Source organism: Planktothrix serta PCC 8927 (assembly GCF_900010725.2).
GTDB classification, from domain to species: Bacteria; Cyanobacteriota; Cyanobacteriia; order Cyanobacteriales; family Microcoleaceae; genus Planktothrix; species Planktothrix serta.
This window is the reverse complement of sequence record NZ_LR734879.1, coordinates 69,052-92,809: the sequence shown is the minus strand read 5'-3', so window position 1 is coordinate 92,809 and position 23,758 is coordinate 69,052. Positions and strand designations below refer to the sequence as shown.

The following is a 23,758-nucleotide window of genomic DNA, read 5'->3' as shown; positions in this document are numbered from 1 at the left end:
CATAGAGGCTCTGCCTCTATTCAAAAAAGGAGGCAGAGCCTCCTGACTGCATTCCCTGGTAGAACCAGGGAACGAGGGAAAAAAGTCCTAAATCTAACAACATAAAACCATGATTAAAGAAAACAGCGAACTGATTTTATCCGTTAAAAATTTAACGGCTAATATTGACAATAAAGAAATCCTCAAAGGCTTTAATTTAGAAATTAAAGCGGGAGAAATTCATGCCATTATGGGTTTAAATGGTTCGGGAAAAAGCACCTTTTCTAAGGTTTTAAGCGGACATCCTAGCTACGAAGTGACCGGAGGAGAAATTACCTTTCTCGGTCAAAATTTATTAGAATTAAAACCCGAAGAACGCGCCTTAGCCGGAATTTTCTTGGCGTTTCAATATCCAATTGAAATTCCTGGGGTGAGTAATGTAGACTTTTTGAGAGTTGCCTATAATGCTCATCAAAAACATAAAGGATTAGAAGAATTAGATGCCTTTGATTTTGATGAATTAATCCGAGAAAAACTAGAGATTGTTAAAATGCGGGATGAATTTTTAGAACGCAGCGTTAACCAAGGATTTTCAGGCGGGGAGAAAAAACGCAATGAAATTTTACAAATGGCGTTATTAGAACCCAAATTAGCGATTTTAGATGAAACAGATTCCGGTTTAGATATTGATGCGTTGCGAATTGTTGCTCATGGAGTCAATCAATTAGCCAATGAAAATAACGCCATGTTATTGATTACTCACTATCAACGGTTACTCGATTATATTGTGCCGGATTATGTTCATGTTGTCTCCGATGGACGAATTATTAAAACAGGCACAAAAGAACTCGCCTTAGAACTGGAAGAACAAGGCTATGATAATGTTGTTGCTGCGTCAATGGTGGGGGTTTAATGAACAAGATTACAGTCACAAAAAAACCGGAAGTGTCCTATTTAAACCATCTGTTAGCAGAAATTAAAAACGGACTTTCTAAACAGTCTTCTCCCTATCCCCTTGGGTCTGAAATTGCGATTCAACTGCAAGAGATTCGAGATCATGCGTTAACTTGGGTGAAAGAATTAGAAATCCCCACCCAACGGGATGAAGAATGGCGGTTTACCAATTTATCGCCCTTATTAGAACATCGCTTTCAAGCTGCTAATTTTGTCCCCTTAGAAGCGGAAGCGATCGCTTCTTTAATATTACCCGAAGCCGAACACAAACGGATTGTATTTGTTAATGGGATTTATGCACCCCAACTTTCTGATATTACAGAAATTCCAGAGGGTGTTTTTATTGGCAATTTAGCACAACTTCCCGAACAATTTCAAGCTCGTATTCCCAACTATCTCAGTCAACAACAAGGAAATCAAGATGTTTTTTCAACCCTGAATACCACCGGGTTAAATGATGTAGCAGTCCTTTGGGTTGAAAAGAATAAAATCCTTGAAGACCCGATTCATTTATTATTCATTGCTTTACCGGATAATCTTCCGGTGATCAATCAACCCCGAACCTTAATTGTAGCAGAAACTGGAAGTTCAATCAGCTTAATTGAACATTATGCGATCGCCGAAATTATCGGATGTTCTGACCGAGTAAAAGTGCAATCCTATTTTACCAATGCTGTCACCGAAATTTTCCTAGAAGAAAACGCCGAAATGAAGCATACAAGGGTACAACGGGGTGCAGGAACAGCATTTCACATTGGCAAAAACGCTGTTTTTCAATCTCGAAATAGCCGTTATACTTGCCATGCTATTAGTTTAGGATCTCAACTCTCTCGTCATAATTTAGAAGTTTATCAACGGGGAGAAGGAACTGAAACCACTCTGAATGGATTAACATTAATTGGCGGTGAACAGTTAGCGGATACCCATAGTACCATGATGCTCAATCATCAACAGGGTACATTTAATCAACTGCATAAATGTATTATCGATGACAAAGCACATGGTATTTTTAATGGTAAAGTATTTGTACCCCAAACGGCACAGTTTACAAATGCCAATCAACTGAGTCGGAATTTATTGCTATCTTCAAAAGGAAGAATAGACACGAAACCCCAGTTAGAAATTGTGGCGGATAATGTTAAATGTTCTCATGGCGCAACCGTCAGTCAATTAGAAGAAGATGAAGTCTTCTATTTGCGGAGTCGAGGGTTAGATGAACAGATGAGTCGTCATCTGTTAATTGATGCTTTCGCCGCCGAAATTCTAGCCGAATTACCCTCAGAAACGTTAAAGCAGGTCTTATCCCGTTGCGTTTCCTGTCGCACAGAATTTAGTTAACCCCAGAAACCGGGTTTCTCATCCTGATATTTTTACTTCAGAAACCCGGTTTCTATGTCAGTCTCAAATTAGACTTAAGGATATTAAAAATGATGTTAACTCAAGAAAAAACACTCGCTGAAACCGTCCGTCAAGATTTCCCGATTTTACATCAAGAAATCAACGGTCAACCCTTAGTGTATTTAGATAACGCCGCCACCTCTCAAAAACCGTTAGCGGTATTAAATGCCATTCAAGATTATTATCAAAAGTATAATTCTAATGTGCATCGGGGGGTTCATGCCTTAAGCGCCAAAGCAACGGATACTTATGAAGCCGCACGGGTAAAAGTCGCTCAATTTATTAATGCTAAATCCTATCAAGAAATTGTCTATACCCGCAATGCGAGTGAAGCCATTAATCTTGTTGCCTATTCTTGGGGTTTAAATACCTTAAAAGCAGGGGATGAAATTATTCTCAGTGTCATGGAACATCATAGTAATTTAGTTCCTTGGCAAATGGTTGCCCAAAAAACAGGCGCGGTGATCAAGTTTGTGGAATTAACAGAAACTCAAGAATTTGATTTAGAACAGTTTAAAACCTTACTTTCAGAGCAAACAAAATTAGTTTCACTTGTTCATATTTCTAATACATTGGGTTGTATTAATCCTATTGAAGAAATAACTCAAATTGCCCATGAATACGGCGCAAAAGTATTAATAGATGCTTGCCAAAGTGCGCCCCATACCCCCTTAGATGTGCAGAAAATCGATTGTGATTGGTTAGTGGCATCCGGTCATAAAATGTGCGCTCCTACGGGTATCGGCTTTTTATATGGCAAATTAGAGGTATTAGAAGCCATGCCGCCGTTTTTTGGGGGTGGAGAAATGATTGATGAGGTGTTTTTAGATCATTTTACTGTAGGAGCATTACCCCATAAATTTGAAGCCGGAACTCCAGCAATTGGAGAAGCGATCGCATTAGGGGCAGCTATCGATTATTTAATGTCAATTGGTATGGATAAAATCGCAGCCTATGAACATGAATTAACGGCTTATTTGTATGAAAGATTGCGAGAAATTCCCGAATTAAAACTTTATGGCCCCCTACCCAATGCTAACGGAGAAGGCAGAGCCGCCTTAGCGTCTTTTAGTGTTGAGGGTATTCACGCCAATGATTTATCAACCATGTTAGATGATGGGGGGGTTGCCATTCGCTCAGGACATCATTGCACCCAACCTTTACATCGCTATTTAGGGGTTAATGCTACCGCCAGAGCGAGTTTATATTTCTACAATACTAAAGCAGAAATTGATGTATTTATTGTAGCGTTAAAAGATGCGATCGCATTTTTTAAACAAATGATGAATTAAAACATTTGTAGGGTGCGTAAGCAACGCGCACGCACCATTAATTTCATCAAAATAGGATTTAACATTTCGGGGGGTTCAAGAAACTGGAACTTGATCACAAACTCTGATCATTTTATCTTACTTTACGGTTGAGTTATAGCACTACGCGCTAGGGAACAGGGAACAGGGAACAGATTAACTGTAAGTTATGACCCTTGTTACAAGGCTTGGTATTGTCAAAAACCTTAATTGTTAGTGCTATAAAACCTGCTCAAAGGGTTGAGGCTTACTGAGATAATATCCTTGAGCGTAGTCAATTCCAATGGCTTTAACTTGCTGAAAAATGGCTTCAGTTTCTACGTCTTCAGCAATGGTTTTTAATCCCATCTTTTGACCCAAGTAATGAATCATTTCTACAATGCTTCTATCCGTTAGGTCACTCAGCATATTTCTAATAAAAATACCTGGGATTTTGATATAATCGACAGGTAAATGCTGGAGATAGGATAAAGAAGATAATCCTTGACCAAAATCATCCAAAGTAAAGTAATAACCTAAACTTTGAAGATAGGTAATTAAATCAGAGGCAATTTCTAAATTAGATAAAGCCACTGTTTCGGTAATTTCAAAACAGATGAATTCAGGAGAAATTTCTAGCTGATTTAATTTTTCATGAATTGTACTAACGAAATCAACTTTATTCAGGCTGTGCTTTGATAAATTAATTGCAAAGCAACTATTTTTGATTAAGTTAGCATCAATTTTGACTAAGGATGCAAACAGATTTTCAACCAACCAACGATCCAGATCAGGAAGTAAAGAATACCGTTCAGCCACCGGAAGAAAAACCGAGGGAGGAATCATCCTACCCTTCGGATCAAATAATCGCACAGAAACTTCATAATATTGTCGAGAATCGGGTTCTGTTAAAGAAACAACATTCTGAAGATATAAAGCACAGCGATTATTCAATATCGCACTTTCAATGACCTGAATCCATGCTACATCGTTGGATAATCGAATCAGTTTAGGATTATCTGGAGCGTAGAATGGAGTCCGATGAGCTTTCAAATCGGAGGAAAACATGGTTAACTAAAACTCCAGTGAGCGTGAGACTAGATGCACAAATCACTAACTCTACTGGTGATGATAACGATTAAGGGTGAACGGGTGATGAACTCTTGATGAGAAAAATTTCATCCCGATTAATTTGTTGTTTAGGGAACCTCTATCTGCTCGATAGAGGATTGTCTGATCTCTAATCAGAGCTTGAGTTAACAAACTCTACTTGATGATTTTTTGAGACAGAACAATTCTTCCCATATCCATTTGCAATGCGATCCCGCTTGAGGATGCTGGTTTCGAGCTTAACCAGTTTACGCCAAATTGTAAATGAAGAGACAATGTGATAAAAGCCGCTAACAATAATTTTTCTAACATGATTAACTCCCCCCTAAATTCACTTTCTAACCGCACCCTATTGTCTATGCTATGTCTATAGTAATAAGACAACACATCCTGTCTGTATGATTCCGCACAGTCTCTAGTCGTGATTAAAATCACACGGGGGATAGGGAACAGGGAACAGGGAACAGGGAACAGAGGGAGAGGAGGAGAAGGGGAAGCAGGGGGAGCGTCCTCGCTCGCTGACTTTGAACAGCCAACCGTCAACCGTCAACCGTCAACCGTCAACAGCCAACAGCCAACAGTCAACCGTCAACATTTCCCAGTTAACGGTAAAATAACGCAATAGAGGTTTCTTGATAGAGTGGGAGGGCAAAATGCTGGCGTATATCCTGGCGATCGCAATAGGTTTAGGGAGTTTCGCCCTTTATATGGCTGCCTTCTTCTTTCCAGAAGTTCACCGTAAAAGTGATTTTGTCTGGAGTGGAGTCGGATTATTTTATGCACTAATTTTGTGGGCCTGTGCAGGACGAATTACTGGGGCTGTATTATTGGGTCAAGTGGCGAGTGTATCGTTATTAGTTTGGTTTGGATCGGAAATTCTGGTGCTACGACGAGCAGCAACCCCTGTGGCTCAACAAACCCCGATTCCGGCGGATGTTAAACAACGACTGAACGGCTTTCTAGGTCGTCAGTCCTCTGGGATTTCTCCTCAATCTACACCGAAGATTAATATTGTTAAACCGCCTGAACCTGTATCCCCAATCAATCCAGTTATTCCAGAAGCTCCGGTAGAGCATCTACCCGAACCCGAACCGGAAATCCTGTCAACCTCTCCCGATGTGAGCGAGGTGTCGGATCAGAAGGTGGCAGAGCAACCCCCGATCTCGTCTACAACTGAAGCAGAAATCATCCTTGAAGTCTCTGTTGAGGAAACGCCAGAAATCCCAACGGTTGAACCCACCTTTCCAAGCGCAACAGCACCCGTACAAACACCCCCAGAAGCACCCAAGAAGCCAGAGGAAACAAAACCTGTGGTGACTCCAGAGGTAACGACTCCAAAAACGGCTTCCCAACCGCAGAAATCTATCCCGGCGCTCGTCGGAATGTTATCGGGTGCGATCGGCAATTTAACAGGTTTATTCCAGAAAAAACCTAAAGCCAAAACCCCAAAACCGACAACCGACCGCCAGCCTAAATCTCCTGAACCTAATCCAGTTCCCCCCGCTTCAACGGTTGTAGAATCAACGACATCGGACAGTCAGACTGTGATGGCGGATTCAGAATTTGCAGAATTTGAGGATTTAGAAGCGACCGTTGCCCCAACTGCTGATATTGTTGATCAGGACACCTCAACAGAGCCAGAAACAACAGAGGTGATTGATAAACCGACTCCTTCACCCTTTGAACAAATGGCTGCGCCCCAGGTTGAAGTAATTGTGGAGATTACCGCAGAACAGGTGAATCTTATTGTTGAGGAAACTCAGGAATCTGTAATTGAGGAAATATCTTCGGTGATTGATCAGGTAAACCCCGAAAACGTAGAGGAAATTACGATTGTGTCAGAAAACGAAACTCCCGCCGAAGCAACTGAATCTGAGGAAACAACCCATCCCCCGTTAGTTCGTCCCCAACCTCCCGACCCCGATTTAAAAGCGGCGGCTCAAAAATCCACCGAATCTAAGTCTAAGTCTAAATCTGAACCCAAGCCAGAATAATAATTTTTTGCGGTATAGCAGTCGCCAGAAGGGTTAGGACAAAGACTGAGCCAGTAAACCAAGGGCGCTGAAATCTTTTTCTGCGGTGTTCCCTATTCCCTGTTCCCTGCNAAAATAGTGATCTCTTTTTGATTTTATCAATAAAAGATCACTTTTATTTTCTTTTTTACACCCGACTTTGAAAACGCCCTGCTTGTTAAGGGGGGTTAGGGGGGATCATCTGTAGCGTTAATAACTAGATTTCATATTAGAATACAAATCTTTAATTTATCTTAAAAAAATCATCCTGAATTCTCGGAAATCAAAGTGCAAAATCAAAAAGAATAACGAATGATTTGCACCTAAAATTTCCCAGCTATGTTTAACCAAATTATTAACTTTGTTAGCGATGTTATTTGGCCAATTGCTGAACCCGTCGTTTTCACATTTTTTCCCCAATATGAACCCCTATTTAACACAATTCTCCCCATTGCAGAACCTTGGGTGCAGAAATTATTAGAACAAAACCCCCAAATCACCCTGAATACAGCCCCAACTTTGGAGGTTAAACCCAGTCAAATTCTCAGCGATATTAATAGTTTAAGTAGTTATAAAACTTTGACCCAGTTGTCAGGACAATCCTCACAATTATTTATATTAACCGATGATATTGATATCTTAGCACCTGCCAACAATTTCAATTTTCCACAACTACCCACAGGCGTAATTTTACCCGAATGGACGGTAGAATATCCAGGAGGAATTCTGGCTTTAGCGGGTGATGATATTTTAGTGGGTTCTCATCAAACCGATGTCATGAATGGTAATACCGGAAATGATCAATTATCCGGTGCAGAAGGGATAGATTTAATTCGGGGAGGTCAGGGAAATGATACCCTTAATGGCGATACTGGAAACGATATTATTAATGGCAACCGTGACGATGATTTCTTAATCGGAGGAGATGGCGAAGACCTATTAAGAGGAGGGAAAGGAAAAGATATTTTAGAAGGGAGCGCGGGGCGGGATATTTTAATCGGAGATTTAGAGTTTGATATCCTCACTGGAGGTGCTGATGCGGATTCCTTTATTTTAGGTGCAAATCCCTCAGAAGTTCCTCTAAACGCCACTGAAGCCGATTTGATTACCGATTTTAAACCCACAGAAGGAGATAAAATTATTATTATTGCCAGTTTAACTTCTGAACAACTCACCTTAGAAACCTTTGATCAAACGGCTAATTTACAACTCGCCACTGGAGCCTCCCAAGGGATTATTATTCGTCAAACCACAACAGGAAATATTTTCGGAGTCGTTGCTAATACTACCGATGTTAATATTGTTAAAAATAGTATTAATATTGTTAATATTAGTGATGAATTGTTGGGAATTGGATAGAAACAAAACCCAACTTCTTCTAAACTTGTAGGGTGCGTAAGCTCCGCGCACGCACCAACTCCCTAAATCTTTTTCTCCCGTCCCGATCAACAGTGACGTCAATTTCAGGTACAATCAATCAGGATATCTGAGGAAGAAAGATGAACTGGATGCGCTACATTGCTGTTGCTTTAATTAACGCTTTGGGTGTAGTCGTTGGAATTATCCTAGTACCCGCCCCTTCAACCTTAGCTCAGTCCGCACCGACGGATCTGAATTTGGAGTATCGCATTAACGACTCAGGACTACAACTGCAAGGATTTGAAACGAATACTCGCAGAAACCCTAACTTAGAAACCATCGAAATAACACCTAAATCCTTAGCTGAATTATATCAATTGCGCGATCTCATCCAAGCGGAATTAAAGAAAGTCTCTAATCCTCCCGATATTAATCGTAATTTAGAAGCGTGGGAATATCAACTCCAACTCAAACAATATGAAACCTTAGTTAAAGCGAACCGTCAAGTAGAAACCCAAATTAAATTTGAAGAAAAAACCCTAGAAAGTTGGAATCAAGCAATTAAAATCGCCACTGAAGCTGCAACTTTTGGCAAACAACCTGAAACCAATACCATTGAAGATTGGGAAACCGCCCAACAATTATGGTTACAAGCTATTGATACCCTCAGAAAAATTCCCAGAGAGTCTTTTTTGAGTTCTAAAGCCATTGATAAAATTGTAGAATATCAAGGGTATTTAGCGATCGCAACTTATCAACGAGCGTTAGCACAACAATCCCAAAAACAACAACCGGAAAAACCGCAAACGCTCTCCCCAGTTTCCCTCGCTAATCCTCAATTTCCAGGGTTTCAACTCTATGGAGATACGAACCGAGATGGTATTGTTAATGAAGCCGATGAACAACGCCCAGAACAATGGTCTTTATCAGTAGGGCCGTTAGTTTTATTTAATAATGATGATGATGATCTTAATGGCTTACCCGACTGGCGAGAAAAAGGGGTTAATGGGGCTGAAGATGAAAAGGATTTAGCCCTGGTTCATTTTAAAGTATCTCAAGATTATAAGGGTTCAGAATTATTAATGAGTGTTGATGAAACGGCTAGATCTTATATTAATATATTCCAGAAAACCTCAACGGGATGGAAACCGATTGATTTATCCGGTACAACGCCTTTAGAATTTAGTTCAGATATTATTTTAGGGGTAGAAGCTAAACAATTTGCTAATCAAAATTGGTCGGGTTTAATTAGTTTAAAAGCCATCGCCCGCAAACAAGGAATTATCATCGCAACGGATACGATTTCAATGGGAGTTGCGCCTTGGATTATGTCTCCTAATACTGCACCCGTTTCTGAAGTTCATATTAGCGATCGCGGTGATAATCAAACCATTGTTCAAGAGGTAAAAACAATAGTTGAAACCACCGGAGCCAATGTTAAAGTGACACCAGGAGCAACCTTATGGATGAAAGGAACTCAAGAAATTGGTTATGTTCAATTTCCGAATGCTGAAGGTTTACAGGAATATCCCGTTGTTTTAAAAGGAAACCGTAGCACAGAAAGTGATAATTATGCTCAATCTTTAATGAATCAAAATTTCGGCTGGTTTGAAGTTAGTAAACCCCGGCAATTAGATGTGTTTAATCAATGGGCAGATTGGTATAATAATTTAGCCGTAACTCCGGCTTTACCCGATTATCCATTAGGAAGAATTTATTATGGCACAGCCGACAATGTGAGTCTAAATCCTGAAGTTGTTGAGTTTTTAAAAGCGCAAAAAATTCAAGGTGATCCTGTTGCTATTGATACCTCTTGGTTGATGATGCGTCATGTCGATGAAATTATTAATTTTATTTCTACTGCTTCCGGTGAGCCATTAATGTTAATTGCCAGTCCAGGGGAAGGAATTAAACTATTAAAAGAACTCGAAAAACAAGGTTATGAAGGGGCAGCTATTAATCGAGGATTAAGCACTCAAACCACCGTCAGAGCCGCGTTGAATAATCAATTATTGCTCCAACATAATCAAAATTTACAAAAGGAAAAAATTGACCCCTTAATTAATCAACTGAAAAAAGAATTCAATCTCAGAAATGATCAAATCATTGAAATTCCAGCAATATTTAGTTATAGTGGTTATGCTTGGTGGCCGAATTTAATTAATTGTGTTTATGTCAATGGAGAATTATTAGTTTCTAATCCCAAAGGGCCGTTAATTGATGGCCGAGACTATACCCAAGAAGACTTTAAACGCCGGGTTGCTGTTGCGGAAATTAATGTTAATTTCCTAGAGGATGATTACTATCAAGAATTACAAGGTAATATTTACAGTGCCACAAATACCACTCGTCTAGGAAATGAACAACCCTTCTGGCAAGATTTACCTCTCCAACAATAGGTTTATGATAGATTAAAATATTTAGATTAGTATTCTTCTTTTAATATTAGATTAATTAGAATTTAATCTAAAATAATGGGTAGATTTAGAAAAACCACCCATTGATATATTTAAAATCTTTATCTCTAACCGTGTTTAATCTCTCCCCATTTAGGACTCCCACTGATTAATAATCTGTTTAAGTCCGTCCCCAATCTCTTGCCAATTTTGAGCTAGATCTGTACTGCGATCTTGACGGAGAAATTTAGCTTCATTAAAACAATGATCGGCTAAAGAGTGGACAACACTCCTAATTCCATGTTCCTCAATTAATTGATTTAAAGCACGAGTTAACTTTTCAGTTTTAGGTTCAGTCATGTCTTTTTAAACTCATCATTCAGTTGTGATAGCTTCTATAATACCCTCATTTGTTCCCTTTTTGGGATAGCTGATTTTAATTTTTATTGACTTTGAGATGATGTTGAGATAGGACAGTAAAAATTCCCTAAATAAGATTATTATTATTATTTTATTTAAAATTAAAACAACACCATTGAGATAGTTGCTCAACAGTGTCGTTTTTTTATTCTAAATTAATAACTAACCGATTGTTAATTGGCTAGTGTCCACTGAAGTGGCTCCATTAACGCCTTTAGCAACTGTAACCATTCTACTCAACAGTTGTTGACTGGGAACCTTCCCTTTTAAAACAACAGTGCTATCAGTTTGAGCCACCCAAACCGTTTCAAGATCATCTAATTCGGAATCTTGATCAAACGCATAAGCAACCCGTTTCGCTAAACCACTTTGATCATATTTGCCATCTAAACCCATACGTTCAGGGGAAACTGTAGCGGTTGCTGTTGTTGCGGGAGCAGCAGCTTGAACATTTTCCTTTGCTTCCACATTCTGAGAGGTTTTGGCTTTTTCTTCTTCATTACGGCCAAATAATCGGCTTAACCAACCCATTGTTATTCTCCTATTTTTTTATCTTGTTTTATCTCCTTCTAATATAAAAATATCAGTCTACTATTACCTCTATCTCTTGATAGAAATAATGGGTAAAATCAAAATATGCTTAAAGAAATATAGCAAGTCTAAATGATTTGTGATTAAAACCTGTAGGGGCGGGTTCTCCCAAATTTTATAATTCTCAATACCAATCTCCCTAAACCCGCCCTCTTAAATTATCTCAATTTTTATTAATGGGTGTGGGTTTTGCTGATCAGCCTAGGAAAGAAAGCCCTGAAGGGCTTACTACTTTTTCCCATTCATCCCTGAATGTTAAAGGATAAGCAATATAACCATCAGAATGTTTTTCAACAATAATTTTAATAGATTTCATGGTTTCAAAGGTTTAAATCAATTAATCTTTATTTAACCAATCTAATTGGATAGGAGCGGTTAGAAACCTGGTTTCTCAAAGAAACTGGATTTCTAGTTCGGCTTTCACAACATCAATTTCCCTCCCTAGTGAATAAATTCTTTTTTAATGTCTTCAAGTGATAGGGTTTTTTTCGATTTAAACTCATGTCTTGACTTTTGGATAATTTCTAAAAATTCTTGATTCGTACTTAATACTAAAGATTCAGGATCAACTCCTTCTAAAGAAACAACGGCTGCAACTGCTTTTCCATTAACTGTTAAAACAATGGTTTCCTGACTAAATTCTTCAGCATAAGCTGATAGAGATTGAGATGCTGTTGAAAGTTCAATCGTTTTCATTTAAGTTTTACCTCTTGACCACCAATAAATAGTCGATTTCCTTGCTTTTTACCAACTGCTAAAATTCGCACAACATTGGATTCATCAACAATAACATCATAAAAAACCCGTAAAGAACCTATACGGAGTTCCCAAGGTGCTATAGGATTAGGGCGTAACGGTTTGCGATTGCGAGTTTGAGTCAAAGGATCATAGACAAGTTGCTCCTCAATGGCATCTATTATGATAGCAATTTCTCTGGGTGAGAGGCTTCTCAGGTGTTGTCGAACAGATTCAGCAAATTCGATATCATACATACAACAATATAGGTAGGGATAGGAAGATATAATCTCACCTTATCCCTACCTTCTTGATAAGGATTTAAAACGTTCCTGCTAACGCCTCAACACAACGTTCACAAATTGTAGGATCATCTTTTGACTCTCCAACATGAACCGAATAATTCCAACAGCGATCGCATTTTTCCCCATCAGCTTTGATAACACCAATTCCCAAATCTTCAAACTGTTGATTATATTGTAAATCGTTTAAAGGTTCAGGAGTGTCTAATAATTCAACTTGGGAACAAATCAACAGATAACGCAATTCATCAACCCCATTATTTGCTTTTAATTCTGTTGTTTGAGGGTTCATTTCTTGCATCTGTTGACGCAAATCTTCATCCGCCACATATAACAATACTTTGGCTTCCAATGATGCACCAATCATTTTATCCTGACGGGCTTTTTCCAAGACAACATTAACATCACTTCTAATTTGTCGTAACTGTTGCCATAACGTCCCTAATTCTGGCTTTTCCCAAGATTTTTCTAACGTTACCCAACCCGCTTCAAATACCGAATTATAAGGCGTAGAATAGGGAATATTTTGCCAAATATCTTCCGCCGTATGACATAATACAGGTGCGATCGCTTTCGCTAAATTCTCTAACGCTACAGCTAACACCGTTTGACAACTGCGCCGCCGAAATCCATCAACTCCACTAATATATAAGCGATCTTTGGCAATATCTAAATAGAAATTCGACAAATCCACGACACAGAAATTTTGAATCACCTGGAAAAATCGGAAGAATTGATAACTTTCAAAAGCTTCTGTTACCTCAGTAAAAACTTCCGTGATCCGGTGTAACATATATTGATCTAAATCCGGCAATTCTTCGTATTTAACAGTATCTTTTATCGGATTAAAATCATGCAAATTCCCTAATAAAAATCGGGCAGTATTTCTGATTTTCCGATAAACATCTCCCATCTGTTTGAGGATATTTTTACCCAGAGGAACATCCGAAGAATAATCGACTGATGACACCCACAACCGCAGAATATCAGCCCCATAAGGGGGTTCCTGTTGTTGATTTTTGCCCCCTTCAATGACAATGGCAGGATCAACCACATTTCCCAAGGATTTACTCATTTTCATCCCCTTTTCATCGAGGACAAATCCATGAGTTAATACTGTTTTATAAGGCGCGTAACCGTAATTAGCCACACTGGTTAATAAACTCGATTGAAACCAGCCCCGATGTTGATCAGAACCTTCTAAATACATCTCCGCCGGATAGTGTAATTCGGGGCGTTGATTCGCCACCGCAGCCCAAGAAGAACCCGAATCAAACCACACATCCATTGTGTCAGTTCCCTTGCGGTAAGTCTTGCCATTATTGCGGTATTCTTCTGGTAATAATTCCGCAACAGATAACTCCCACCACGCATCAGAACCTTTTTCAGCAATAATAGTTTGAACGTGATTAATCGTGCTTTCATTTAATAGCGGTTCGTTGGTTTCTTCATCATAAAAAACCGGAATCGGAACCCCCCAACTGCGTTGTCGAGAAATACACCAATCACTACGATCTGCTACCATAGAAGTAATCCGATTTTCCCCTTGGGCGGGAATCCATTGCACCTCGGAAATCGCTTTTAAGGCTGCATCTCGGAACCCTTCAACGGAGGCAAACCATTGTTCTGTGGCTCTAAAAATAGTCGGTTTTTTCGTGCGCCAATCGTAGGGATATTTATGTTGATAAGGTTCTTCTTTTAACAAAGAATTCACTTCTGTTAAAGCCTCAACAATAGCCCCATTTCCCTCTCCTAAAACATTCAATCCTTCAAACTTTCCAGCTTCAGAGGTAAAGTTTCCTTGATCATCCACTGGGGATAAAATGGGTAAACCATATTTTTGACCGACAATATAGTCTTCTTGACCATGACCGGGGGCGGTATGAACTAATCCCGTACCTGATTCTGTGGTAATATAATCCCCACCAATTACCACCGGACTTTCCCGTTCAAATAGGGGATGTTTATAGGTAGAATGTTCTAAATCCTTACCTTTAAATGTGGCTTTAATCGTTAAGGGATAACCCAAAGTTGTTGATAATTGTTCGGCTAAATCTTCGGCTACAATTAAATATTTAAACGCCGTAGGTTTTTCACTTTCCCCCACTTCTACAACCGCATAATTTAACGCCGGGTTAACCGCAACGGCTAAATTACCGGGAATTGTCCAGGGAGTTGTTGTCCAAATAGCTACCCCTAATTCTGATAGAAATGGCGCGAATAATTCCCGTAAGGGTTCAGCCACTGTTAACAGTTTAAAAGCTGCAAATAAACTGCGAGAAATGTGACCTTCAGGATATTCTAATTCGGCTTCTGCTAATGCGGTTTTTGAACTCGGACTCCAGTGAACAGGTTTACGTCCTCGGTAAATATAACCCTCTAAAACCATCTTTCCAAATACGCCAATTTGGGCGGCTTCATATTCAGGTTTTAAGGTTAAATAGGGATGTTCCCAGTCGCCCCAAACCCCATAACGTTTGAAACCCGCTTTTTGTTGTTCAACAGTTTGTAAGGCGAAATCTCTGGCTTTGTAACGCAAAGTTAGGGGGGTTAATTGTTCACGTTCCCCCGCTTTCATGTTTTGTAATACTTTCAATTCAATGGGTAAACCATGACAGTCCCACCCCGGAACATAACGAACTTTACGACCTTGTAAAATTTGATAGCGATTAATAATATCTTTAAGAATTTTATTGAGAGCATGACCAATATGTAGCGCTCCATTCGCATAAGGAGGGCCATCATGTAAAATAAACAATTCACCGGGATTATTTTCTGACAGGCGTTGATAAATTTCCTGTTCAGCCCAAAATTCTTGGATTTCCGGTTCCCGTTTCACAGCATTTGCCCGCATATCAAATTTGGTTTGGGGCAAGTTGACGGTATCTTTATAGGACTTGGCTTCTGTCACAGCAGTATCCTGAGCGATTCTCAATAATTTATTCGTATTTGATCTTAACGTTAATTTGCACAAATTGTAGTGAGTCCTTCAGGGCTCAACTCTTTCGCGTCCGTAATAATTTAGGGTAAGGGAGAGAAACATGATAGCCATATTTGGTTTTCTCCTCTAGTTGATGTCAATTCCCGAAAGCACGATTAGCGGCATCTGCTAAGACTTCTTCCATCCAAGCATTAATGCTTTTACCTGCTTTAGTAGCAGCTAAAAAAATTTGACGGTGACATTCAGGTGTTGTCCGAAATGGCAGTTTACCAGAGAAAGGTTTATCTGGTTTTTCCCCTAACTCTTCACAAAAGTCTAAATAATCATCAACAGAGTCGTGGAATGCCTGACGAGCTTCTTCCACAGTTTTACCCTGAAAGGTAATCACATCTTTAATATCCAAAACGTGACCAAAAAGAATTGCTTTTTCTGCATCTACTTCAATTTGAGCAGTATAACCTTTATAACTTAGCATAGTTGCCTCAGTTCTCGAATGACGAAACGGCACAATAACACTTTTTGGAAAATCTTTAAAGAGGAATCGCCTGCATGATCACCCCAACTTGATGTCTCTCTTTTGTTGATATCATATTTTGATATCAATGTCAAGTTAATCCGTTAACTGTAGCAACTCCTTATCAAGATGAATGATTTTTATTGCAGTTGTTCTGAAGATAATCCCGTGATTTGTACAACTTGATCAATACTCATCCCATTTTGTAATAAATTAAAAGCAACTTGACGCAGTTGAGATTCCGCTTGTTCAGCCCGTTGACGTTCTTGTTCAGCCCGTTGACGTTGTTGTTCTGCATTTTGACGTTCTTGTTTGGCATTTTGACGCTCTTGTTCGGCGATTTCTTCTCCTAAAGGTAATAATTCCCCGTCTAACGTCGCCCAACGTAACCAAACCGCTTCAGTCCCTTGATAAATTCCTGACCAACGCACTAATGCTAATCCCAAAGATTGACTAATAAATTGCTGATTATCGTTCAGAATTAACGGTTGATAAACACCTTGTTGCAGAAAGAAACCCGCCCAATCATCAGGGTTAAAGGGATCATACCAGAAATATTCAGAAACTCGTAATTGATTTTGATAGATTAATTTTTTATCCGTTTTATCGGTATTTGCCGTACTTTCTGATAACAATTCTATGACCACATCGGGGGCTTTTCCTTCCTCCCAAACTACCCAACTTTTACGTTCTCCCTTGGGAACACCCACCACCGCAAAGAAATCTGGCCCGCGAAAATCCCGATTTTTTAGTTGTTCTAAACTAAAATACACAAACATATTACCCCCTGCATAGCCATCTGTTCGGGCGTTTAACCAAGGTTGCAGGGTCAGAATTAACAGGGTCATCTGCTGGACGTGACGTTGGCTTTCCATCGGAACTCCATCGGAGTAGGGTAGTTCATCCTGAGTCGGAGGAGAAGAAAGATTAGCAGCCGTAACCATAGCAAACACAGGGGAGTTGAGTTCTGTTCCCTTATGGTAGCTTGTGATTCGGTTTGACTGGGTTGAGTTGTATTGCGTTTTATTAAAATTATCGAAAAATTGGGTTTAAAACCCCGTCCCTTCGACAAGCTCAGGGCAAGCCCTTTAGCGATAGCGGAGGACGGCTTTATATTGGTGGGTTGTCTATTGACATCTGATCCTGGTACTATTTCCAGTAACAGGAAAAGGTAAACAACCTGTCTAAAAACCTAGTTGCTTAACGGCAGAACACTGAACCTTGACAATTGAATCTATGCGGTTCTGCTGCACAGTTCTAGTTTCCCCCAGCAGTGGGTAAAAGATTCATGGGAGCTAGGCAACCAGTTTTTGAAACAAATTTGTTTCAAGTCAAAAAAGAACTCGCAGTCATGCGAATAGGGTAGGGCATACCCGAATTTACGCTTGGGGAGAATCCCACCTCTGGTTGAAGCACTGCAAGGCACTTTGATTAAGTGGTTTCGTTGAACCAAGAATCCCCACGGCTTTAGGCACCGGGAGTGTCAATAAAATGATGGTGCGATCACCTGATAAAATCAAAAGTTGGTTTTTATTAAAAACGCTCAATATATTACTGGGTCAAATAGGGAGGAACAATGGACGCAATTACAAGTTTTTTGGGCAACATCAACTTTGAGCTAATTGCACAGCTTACAATGTTGGGTCTGATTGTTATTGCTGGCCCCGTAGTCATCGTATTACTGGCTTTTCGCGGGGGCGATCTGTAGAGACATCAGGACTTACCAGAAACCGGGTTTTTCAACAAAAATCTGGATTTCATCAGCAAAATCTGGGTCAGAAACCCGGTTTCTCAGGACTTACCAGAAACCGGGTTTCTCAACAAAAATCTGGATTTCATCAGCAAAATCTGGGTCAGAAACCCGGTTTCTAACTCTATTAGTCTTGAATATACGGTTGTCCTGTGGTTAAAGCAATTTCAGCCTTCACAAATTCCCGTCCTAAATACAACGCATGATCTAAACAACTAATCGGACAGGGTTGAGTTTCTTCAGTAATTTTAATCCCTAATTCTTTAGCTGTTCTTCCTTTAAAAACCGTTGTGGGTGTTCGCTTCAAACTCCCGGTACAAGGAAAAGGTTCTCCGGTTTCAGGATCAACGGCTAATCCTTTTTCATTAATAGCATTGGTATAATGTTCGGCACAGATTAACCGGGCTTCTTTATCAATATAAATAATAAAATATCCCGACGGATCAAGATGAATAAAACGATTAGAAAGCTGATCGTCTAAACTAGCGAGTTCTTGAGCGTTGAAGGTTGTTGATTGAGCAGACACAATATTAATAATGAATTCATAAAGTATACCTATTTACAGTTTATCTGATTTTAACAATAAATTTTCATCAATCCCGTCGGGACGGGTTCGAGTTCATTAATGTCAACTTAATCCACGTTAGCCCTGAACTCAAGTTCGGGCTAAGAGCGATCGGCATCTAAAGATGACTCACAGCTTCTTTTTCTTAACCCGTTTTAACGGGTTTGAGCTTTTAGCCCGAAATTTATTTCCGGGCTTTTGGCGCGATTGTTGACACTGATGGTTTGAGTCCAAAGTGTCAACTTAATCCACGTTAGCCCTGAACTAAAGTTCGGGCTGAAAGCTGAAGTTATCTAAAGATAACTAAATACCTGTCTTTCTTAACCCGTTTTAACGGGTTTGAGCTTTTAGCCCGAAATTTATTTCCGGGCGCAGGCAACTTAAGTTGACACCGATGGTTTGAGTCAACCGATAACACCTATCTCAGAACCCCCTAAACCTATCCTGACTTTAATATCGCTTATCTGTTAGTTTATACCCCCGTCTGCTAACAGCTACGCTAAACTATAACGATAGGAGTCTATTTATTTTGGTGCGTGCGCTGGGCTTACGCACCCTACGGGGGTGAAACGTGCGAAAGTCGAAATTGCTTCCTCTGGTTCTGATTTTTTCTGTGTTGAGTTACACACCTGTTGCTTTGGCGCCGAATGGTGAGGAATTATTTGAAAAAGGTAACGCAGCACAAGCCGCAGGAAACTATTCCCAAGCAGAAACTATCTTTCGTCAAGTTATTAGAATAAATCCCCAAGATGCCAATGCTTACAACGGTATGGGCAATGCGCTTAGAAAGCAAGGGAAACTAGAAGAAGCGATTACTTATTACCAAAAAGCGATTCAACTCGACCCCAAATATCCCAATGCTTACAACGGTATGGGCCTTGCGCTTAAAGACCAAGGGAAACTAGAAGCAGCGATTACTAATTACCAAAAAGCGATTCAACTCGACCCCAAATCTGCCATTCCTTACTACAATCTGGGTATTGCGCTTTCTGACCAAGGGAAAGTAGAGGAAGCGATTACTAATTACCAAAAAGCGATTCAACTCGACCCCAAATTTGCCTATGCTTACACCAATCTGGGTATTGCGCTTAAAGACCAAGGGAAAGTAGAAGAAGCGATTACTAATTACCAAAAAGAGATTCAACTCGACCCCAAATCTGCCATTGCTTACTACAATCTGGGTATTGCGCTTTATGACCAAGGGAAACTAGAAGAAGCGATTACTAATTACCAAAAAGCGATTCAACTCGACCCCAAATCTGCCATTGCTTACTACAATCTGGGCGTTGCGCTTTATGACCAAGGGAAACTAGAAGAAGCGATTACTAATTACCAAAAAGCGATTCAACTCGACCCCAAAGATACCTATGCTTACAACGGTCTAGGCAACGCGCTTAAAGACCAAGGGAAAGTAGAAGAAGCGATTACTAATTACCAAAAAGCGATTCAACTCGACCCCAAATTTGCCATTGCTTACAACAATTTGGGCATTGTGCTTTCTGACCAAGGGAAACTAGAAGAAGCGATTACTAATTTCCGCCAAGTGATTCAACTCGATCCCAAATCTGCCTATGCTTACAACAATCTGGGCCTTGCGCTTTCTGACCAAGGGAAACTAGAAGAAGCCATTAATAATTTCACGATAGCTTTAAGTTTACCCGATGAAAAAGGAATTCCTGCCAGTGCCCATACCTTAGCCCATAATAATTTAGGCAATGCTCTACAACAACAAGGGAAACTGCCAGAAGCCATTGCCGAGTATCAAAAATCTATTGCCCTTGACGGCAATTATGTCACCGCCCAGAATAACTTAAAAGAAGCCCAACGACTCCTGGCCCAACAGTCTCCCCAATATGTCCCGCCGCCTGCGAGTGATTTAGCCTTTGTTCCCACTTTACAACAGGAACCCCTGCGGGATGAGTTACGCGCTACGGTATTGATTATTGCTAATGATATTCCAGGGACACGGGGGCCGACAAGGGGGACGGGTTGGGTGGTGAAACGGGAGGGAAATACCATTTGGGTGATGACTAACCGCCATGTCATTGCTAACCAACAGCGCCAACCCAGTCCCAAGATTGAAATTGAGTTTTTCAGCGAAATTGAAGCAACCCGACGCGCCCGTTTTCCGGCGACGGTTGAACAAATTAGTAATGACGAAAAACTGGATTTAGCGGTTTTGAAAATCACGGGAATTCCTGATGATATTCGACCGTTGAAAATGGGTACAGGTCGAGTCAGTCGCAATACTAAAGTTATTGTGATTGGTCATCCGATTAATGCTGACCCTTGGAATTCTTCTGGGGGAGAAGTGACGAATTATAGTATTAATAAAGTGACTGTTAGTGCGGTGGTTGCTACGGGTAATTCCGGTGGCCCTGTGATTAACGAAACCACAAAAGAGGTGATTGGGATTATGGTTAGGGTTGCAGATGAGGATATTGCTACTGATCCTAACACCCCTACCCCTGCTGTTCCTGATCAAGTTTTCACCACTGGCGGGTTTGGTATTGCTTATCCGATTGATTTAGTCCAACAACAGTTAATCAAATGGGGGATAAATCCGTAGGGAGGCGGCGCTCCCTATTCGTGTTAACTTAAGTCATAATGCCCTGAACTAAAGTTCGGGCTGAAAGCTGAAGTTATCTAAAGATAACTAAATACCTGTTTTTCTTAACCCGTTTTAACGGGTTTGGGCTTTGAGCCTGAAATTTATTTCCAGGCTTTTGGTCATAATACCCTGAACTAAAGTTCGGGCTGAAAGCTGAAGTCATCTAAAGATGACTAAGATCATTTTTCATTAACCCGTTTTAACGGGTTTGGGCTTTGAGCCTGAAATTTATTTCCAGGCTTTTGGTCATAATACCCTGAACTAAAGTTCGGGCTGAAAGCTGAAGTTATCTAAAGATGACTAAGATCATTTTTCATTAACCCGTTTTAACGGGTTTGAGCTTTGAGCCTGAAATTTATTTCCAGGCTTTTGGCATTAAGTTAACGGACTTTGGACACGCCTCGCCCTACAGAAAGGACGGTAAAAGCGAGTAAAAACCTGTTATTATTATTTTAATTTCCAACTAAAAAAATGATGCGTAAAATTGCCTTTTTAACCTTAACTATTCTGAGTATAACGCCTTTGAGTGCGATCGCTTGCCAAAACGGACATCCTGACTCCCTCGCCTATATTCGCCGGGATAAAAACCGTTGTGAAGGTCTAAAAGATGGTCAGGATGTTTCATTATCGTTTCGGCTGACCTCTTTAGTTTCTCGGAATCTGAATAGTTATCCCAATACATTAACAGTAAAAATTCCGGCTCCTAATAATAGCACTCCTAATCTGGTGATTCAATCCTATTTTAGAAATTATCGCTTAGATGAAATTAATTTAGTCAGAAATACCTCTAACTTTATTTTTAATTTACCTACGGCTATTCTGCAAAAGGCTAAAATTCCCCCGAATAAACTTAGGGCTTTAGCTTATATTACTCAACAATCAGAAAGAATTTATTATCCGGTGATTTTAGGAAATCCTTCCCCTCAATATGAATTTGTGATTTATTCCCCAGAACGAGTTATATTAACTAACTTAGAAGTGCGACGGAATGGAAAGGTGATTCCCGGTAGCCCAAGTCCTCGTCCTAACCCCATTCAAGGCGAAATTACTTATACTTGGAAAGCGGCAAACGCGCCTGAAAATGGGCGTTATGAGTTATATGTTAATGCAAAAAGAGAAAAGGAAACTCGTGCTTATAGTTATTATTTTGAACATCATAATAATTGGTTAAAATAATGCAAAAATTAGCTATTTTTAGTCGGAAATTTAAACAGAATATTAAAAGAGCAGGATTAAATATTATTGGTTTTTTTGTAAATGCTGTTAAAGAATTAAGAAAAATCACTGTCAGAATTTTTACCGATATTTCTCAAAGAATGGGTTTTTTAATTAATAGTTTCCGGGAAATATTGTCAAGTCTATGGAAATTATCAAAAAGATTTTTGTTGAGTTTTTATAAAAATATCCTCAGAAAACGGGAAAAATTTGTGGCTTTAATTTTCCTAACGTTAGCTTCTGTAATTCTAGGTTCAATTTTTTATCCGTTTGGAAAATATGTCTTTGAAGGAAATTTTATAGTTGAGGAATTGAGTTTTATTGTTAATTCTCAGGGTCATCAACGATTAATCAACCCGATTTTAGGATTAAAAACCTTTGATTTAACCGGACAACAAACCCTAACGTTACGCGGGAAATTTACCAGCAAAACCGAACCTAAATTCAACCAAAAACAAAAAATTACGTTAAATTTAGATCGTCCCCATAGTCGCTTAGTGATTTCTCCGGTCAATAAAAATCAACCGAGTTCTATTGAATTAACTCAATTAAAATTGATTCCGTTTAAACCCGAAAAAACTCAAAATATTCTTCCGGTCAACGTCCAATCTTTTAACTATAATTCTCAACTCAATCAACTCTCTTTTTGTTTAAAATTGGTTCCAAATACCTCTGATGATCTTCAATATCTTCTCAAAAATGATGATTTTAATAACGAAAATCCTTCTGATTTATTTAATCAGGGTAATTTGTCCATTGATGTTTGTCAAAATCCCGATTTATCAACCTATCAACCCTTAGCAAATTTGGAATTAAAATTAGGTCAAGAACCGATTAAAATTAGTTTAGAACAGGTGAGTATTCCTGAATTGGGAATTAAGTCTACTCCTGATAATCCCAACTTGATTGATTTTACCTTAATTCCCGAATCCGATCAACGAGAATTCATCCTCACTTCTCCCTCAAGTTTAATCATTACCCTTCCTCCTCCCGAAACAGATAATAAATTTTTACGCTGGATACAAGGGAATTTAGACGTTAAACAGGTGAAATTTACCAAAAATGAAATTCTCGGAGATAATCAAGATCAGTTTCCCAGTTCTACGATAGTTTCTGGAGAAATTTTAATGACAGATAAATCCTTAGAAATTAAACAAAATCAGTTTTTATTGATTTCAGGACAACCCGGAATTCAACGCTTAAGATCGATTGAAATCAAACCCGAATCTCCTCCGGGGTTACAGGTGCGTTTTGTCGGAAAAGATAATCAAGTCGAAGTGGGTTTAGATCCAGAATTTCCAGTTAGGAAAATCAAACCGATTTGGATTTCTAGCTTGGGTTTTTCCTCTGATTTTATTGTAGCATTATTATCGTTTTGTGCAACTATTATTGGGGTTTTATTACCCTATTTATTTATTTCCAGTCCTGCTTCTAATTCCGATCCTAATAGGAATAATAATGAGGATGTATCTTAGGGTTTAGAATATAATCGATTGTAATAGTGATGTGAATAATGAAGTCAGGATAGGGCGGTTTATTGAGACTATTTATCTTCTTAAAGATTGTTACAGAAACCACCCGGAAAATATTTATGCAGTTTGAAGCAGCCTCTCAAAC

19 protein-coding genes are annotated in these 23,758 nt (G+C 39.4%); 10 read left to right on the top strand and 9 right to left on the bottom strand.

Annotated features, from left to right (window positions below; genetic code table 11):
• Positions 1-109 precede the first annotated feature (109 nt).
• From sufC to PL8927_RS21515, 3 genes are all read left to right on the top strand, one after another.
• Positions 110-892, top strand: a complete 783-nt coding sequence (sufC, locus tag PL8927_RS21525) for a Fe-S cluster assembly ATPase SufC (RefSeq protein WP_083625512.1) — start codon at positions 110-112, stop codon at positions 890-892.
• Complete coding sequence (gene sufD, locus PL8927_RS21520) at positions 892-2,271, top strand: Fe-S cluster assembly protein SufD (RefSeq protein ID WP_083625511.1); 1,380 nt, start codon at positions 892-894, stop codon at positions 2,269-2,271. The genes sufC and sufD overlap by 1 nt, the downstream gene beginning before the upstream one ends.
• Before the next feature lie 89 nt (positions 2,272-2,360).
• Entirely contained in the window at positions 2,361-3,623 is a 1,263-nt protein-coding gene (locus PL8927_RS21515; protein WP_083625510.1) for a SufS family cysteine desulfurase, read from the top strand.
• A 237-nt stretch (positions 3,624-3,860) separates the two neighbouring features.
• Here PL8927_RS21515 and PL8927_RS21510 read toward each other — a convergent pair whose 3' ends face one another.
• Positions 3,861-4,688 carry an EAL domain-containing protein gene (locus PL8927_RS21510; protein ID WP_083625509.1) on the bottom strand — a complete coding sequence of 276 codons (828 nt, stop codon included), beginning with the start codon at positions 4,686-4,688 and terminating at the stop codon, positions 3,861-3,863.
• 695 nt (positions 4,689-5,383) lie between these two features.
• Here PL8927_RS21510 and PL8927_RS21505 point away from each other — a divergent pair.
• The 3 genes from PL8927_RS21505 (at position 5,384) to PL8927_RS21495 (ending at position 10,500) form a co-directional block, all read left to right on the top strand.
• On the top strand, positions 5,384-6,724 hold the full coding sequence (locus PL8927_RS21505; RefSeq protein WP_083625508.1) for a Ycf66 family protein: 1,341 nt from the start codon (positions 5,384-5,386) through the stop codon (positions 6,722-6,724).
• Positions 6,725-7,081: 357 nt separating this feature from the next.
• Positions 7,082-8,101: a calcium-binding protein gene (locus tag PL8927_RS21500; RefSeq protein WP_083625507.1), complete on the top strand. Its 1,020-nt coding sequence runs from the start codon at positions 7,082-7,084 to the stop codon at positions 8,099-8,101.
• Positions 8,102-8,241: 140 nt separating this feature from the next.
• Complete coding sequence (locus PL8927_RS21495; RefSeq protein ID WP_083625506.1) at positions 8,242-10,500, top strand: protein-arginine deiminase family protein; 2,259 nt, start codon at positions 8,242-8,244, stop codon at positions 10,498-10,500.
• 150 nt (positions 10,501-10,650) lie between these two features.
• On the opposite strand, the gene PL8927_RS21490 is transcribed toward PL8927_RS21495, so the two are convergent.
• The 7 genes from PL8927_RS21490 to PL8927_RS21460 all read right to left on the bottom strand — a co-directional run bounded on the left by PL8927_RS21490 (position 10,651) and on the right by PL8927_RS21460 (position 16,944).
• Complete coding sequence (locus PL8927_RS21490) at positions 10,651-10,857, bottom strand: hypothetical protein (protein WP_083625505.1); 207 nt, start codon at positions 10,855-10,857, stop codon at positions 10,651-10,653.
• Between the two features lie 222 nt (positions 10,858-11,079).
• Positions 11,080-11,448, bottom strand: a complete 369-nt coding sequence (locus tag PL8927_RS21485; RefSeq protein ID WP_083625504.1) for a BON domain-containing protein — start codon at positions 11,446-11,448, stop codon at positions 11,080-11,082.
• A 501-nt stretch (positions 11,449-11,949) separates the two neighbouring features.
• A complete protein-coding gene (locus PL8927_RS21480; RefSeq protein ID WP_083625503.1) occupies positions 11,950-12,204 on the bottom strand; it encodes a type II toxin-antitoxin system Phd/YefM family antitoxin in 255 nt (84 codons plus the stop codon).
• The gene (locus tag PL8927_RS21475; protein WP_156093277.1) at positions 12,201-12,500 is read right to left on the bottom strand and encodes a type II toxin-antitoxin system RelE family toxin; all 300 of its coding nucleotides are present in this window, start codon (positions 12,498-12,500) and stop codon (positions 12,201-12,203) included. Before PL8927_RS21475 ends, PL8927_RS21480 begins: the two co-directional genes overlap by 4 nt.
• A gap of 64 nt (positions 12,501-12,564) precedes the next feature.
• Positions 12,565-15,456 carry an isoleucine--tRNA ligase gene (gene ileS / locus PL8927_RS21470; protein ID WP_083625502.1) on the bottom strand — a complete coding sequence of 964 codons (2,892 nt, stop codon included), beginning with the start codon at positions 15,454-15,456 and terminating at the stop codon, positions 12,565-12,567.
• Between the two features lie 166 nt (positions 15,457-15,622).
• Positions 15,623-15,961, bottom strand: a complete 339-nt coding sequence (locus PL8927_RS21465) for a type II toxin-antitoxin system HicB family antitoxin (protein ID WP_083625501.1) — start codon at positions 15,959-15,961, stop codon at positions 15,623-15,625.
• Positions 15,962-16,140: 179 nt separating this feature from the next.
• Positions 16,141-16,944, bottom strand: coding sequence for a Uma2 family endonuclease (locus PL8927_RS21460; RefSeq protein ID WP_083625500.1), 804 nt, complete (start codon positions 16,942-16,944; stop codon positions 16,141-16,143).
• A 632-nt stretch (positions 16,945-17,576) separates the two neighbouring features.
• Between PL8927_RS21460 and psb30 the strand changes: the two genes are divergently transcribed.
• Positions 17,577-17,708, top strand: coding sequence for a photosystem II reaction center protein Ycf12/Psb30 (gene psb30, locus PL8927_RS21455; protein WP_083625499.1), 132 nt, complete (start codon positions 17,577-17,579; stop codon positions 17,706-17,708).
• A gap of 169 nt (positions 17,709-17,877) precedes the next feature.
• Here the strand turns inward: psb30 and PL8927_RS21450 are convergent, their stop codons facing one another.
• Entirely contained in the window at positions 17,878-18,276 is a 399-nt protein-coding gene (locus tag PL8927_RS21450; RefSeq protein WP_083625498.1) for a DUF4346 domain-containing protein, read from the bottom strand.
• A gap of 610 nt (positions 18,277-18,886) precedes the next feature.
• Here PL8927_RS21450 and PL8927_RS21445 point away from each other — a divergent pair.
• The 3 genes from PL8927_RS21445 (at position 18,887) to PL8927_RS21435 (ending at position 23,616) form a co-directional block, all read left to right on the top strand.
• Positions 18,887-20,884 (top strand): serine protease, encoded by a 1,998-nt coding sequence (locus PL8927_RS21445; RefSeq protein ID WP_083625497.1) that lies wholly within the window; start codon positions 18,887-18,889, stop codon positions 20,882-20,884.
• A 513-nt stretch (positions 20,885-21,397) separates the two neighbouring features.
• Entirely contained in the window at positions 21,398-22,102 is a 705-nt protein-coding gene (locus tag PL8927_RS21440; protein ID WP_156093276.1) for a hypothetical protein, read from the top strand.
• Positions 22,102-23,616: a hypothetical protein gene (locus PL8927_RS21435; RefSeq protein ID WP_083625495.1), complete on the top strand. Its 1,515-nt coding sequence runs from the start codon at positions 22,102-22,104 to the stop codon at positions 23,614-23,616. Before PL8927_RS21440 ends, PL8927_RS21435 begins: the two co-directional genes overlap by 1 nt.
• The last annotated feature ends 142 nt before the right edge of the window (positions 23,617-23,758 follow it).

Coding starts and splice junctions, on each gene's coding strand:
- PL8927_RS21435 (WP_083625495.1), top strand. CDS start 22,102: ATGCAAAAATTAGCTATTTTTAGTCGGAAATTTAAACAGAATATTAAA.
- PL8927_RS21475 (WP_156093277.1), bottom strand. CDS start 12,500: ATGTATGATATCGAATTTGCTGAATCTGTTCGACAACACCTGAGAAGC.
- PL8927_RS21465 (WP_083625501.1), bottom strand. CDS start 15,961: ATGCTAAGTTATAAAGGTTATACTGCTCAAATTGAAGTAGATGCAGAA.
- PL8927_RS21510 (WP_083625509.1), bottom strand. CDS start 4,688: ATGTTTTCCTCCGATTTGAAAGCTCATCGGACTCCATTCTACGCTCCA.
- PL8927_RS21485 (WP_083625504.1), bottom strand. CDS start 11,448: ATGGGTTGGTTAAGCCGATTATTTGGCCGTAATGAAGAAGAAAAAGCC.
- psb30 (WP_083625499.1), top strand. CDS start 17,577: ATGGACGCAATTACAAGTTTTTTGGGCAACATCAACTTTGAGCTAATT.
- PL8927_RS21495 (WP_083625506.1), top strand. CDS start 8,242: ATGAACTGGATGCGCTACATTGCTGTTGCTTTAATTAACGCTTTGGGT.
- PL8927_RS21460 (WP_083625500.1), bottom strand. CDS start 16,944: ATGGTTACGGCTGCTAATCTTTCTTCTCCTCCGACTCAGGATGAACTA.
- sufD (WP_083625511.1), top strand. CDS start 892: ATGAACAAGATTACAGTCACAAAAAAACCGGAAGTGTCCTATTTAAAC.
- PL8927_RS21490 (WP_083625505.1), bottom strand. CDS start 10,857: ATGACTGAACCTAAAACTGAAAAGTTAACTCGTGCTTTAAATCAATTA.
- PL8927_RS21505 (WP_083625508.1), top strand. CDS start 5,384: ATGCTGGCGTATATCCTGGCGATCGCAATAGGTTTAGGGAGTTTCGCC.
- PL8927_RS21440 (WP_156093276.1), top strand. CDS start 21,398: ATGATGCGTAAAATTGCCTTTTTAACCTTAACTATTCTGAGTATAACG.
- PL8927_RS21500 (WP_083625507.1), top strand. CDS start 7,082: ATGTTTAACCAAATTATTAACTTTGTTAGCGATGTTATTTGGCCAATT.
- PL8927_RS21480 (WP_083625503.1), bottom strand. CDS start 12,204: ATGAAAACGATTGAACTTTCAACAGCATCTCAATCTCTATCAGCTTAT.
- PL8927_RS21515 (WP_083625510.1), top strand. CDS start 2,361: ATGATGTTAACTCAAGAAAAAACACTCGCTGAAACCGTCCGTCAAGAT.
- sufC (WP_083625512.1), top strand. CDS start 110: ATGATTAAAGAAAACAGCGAACTGATTTTATCCGTTAAAAATTTAACG.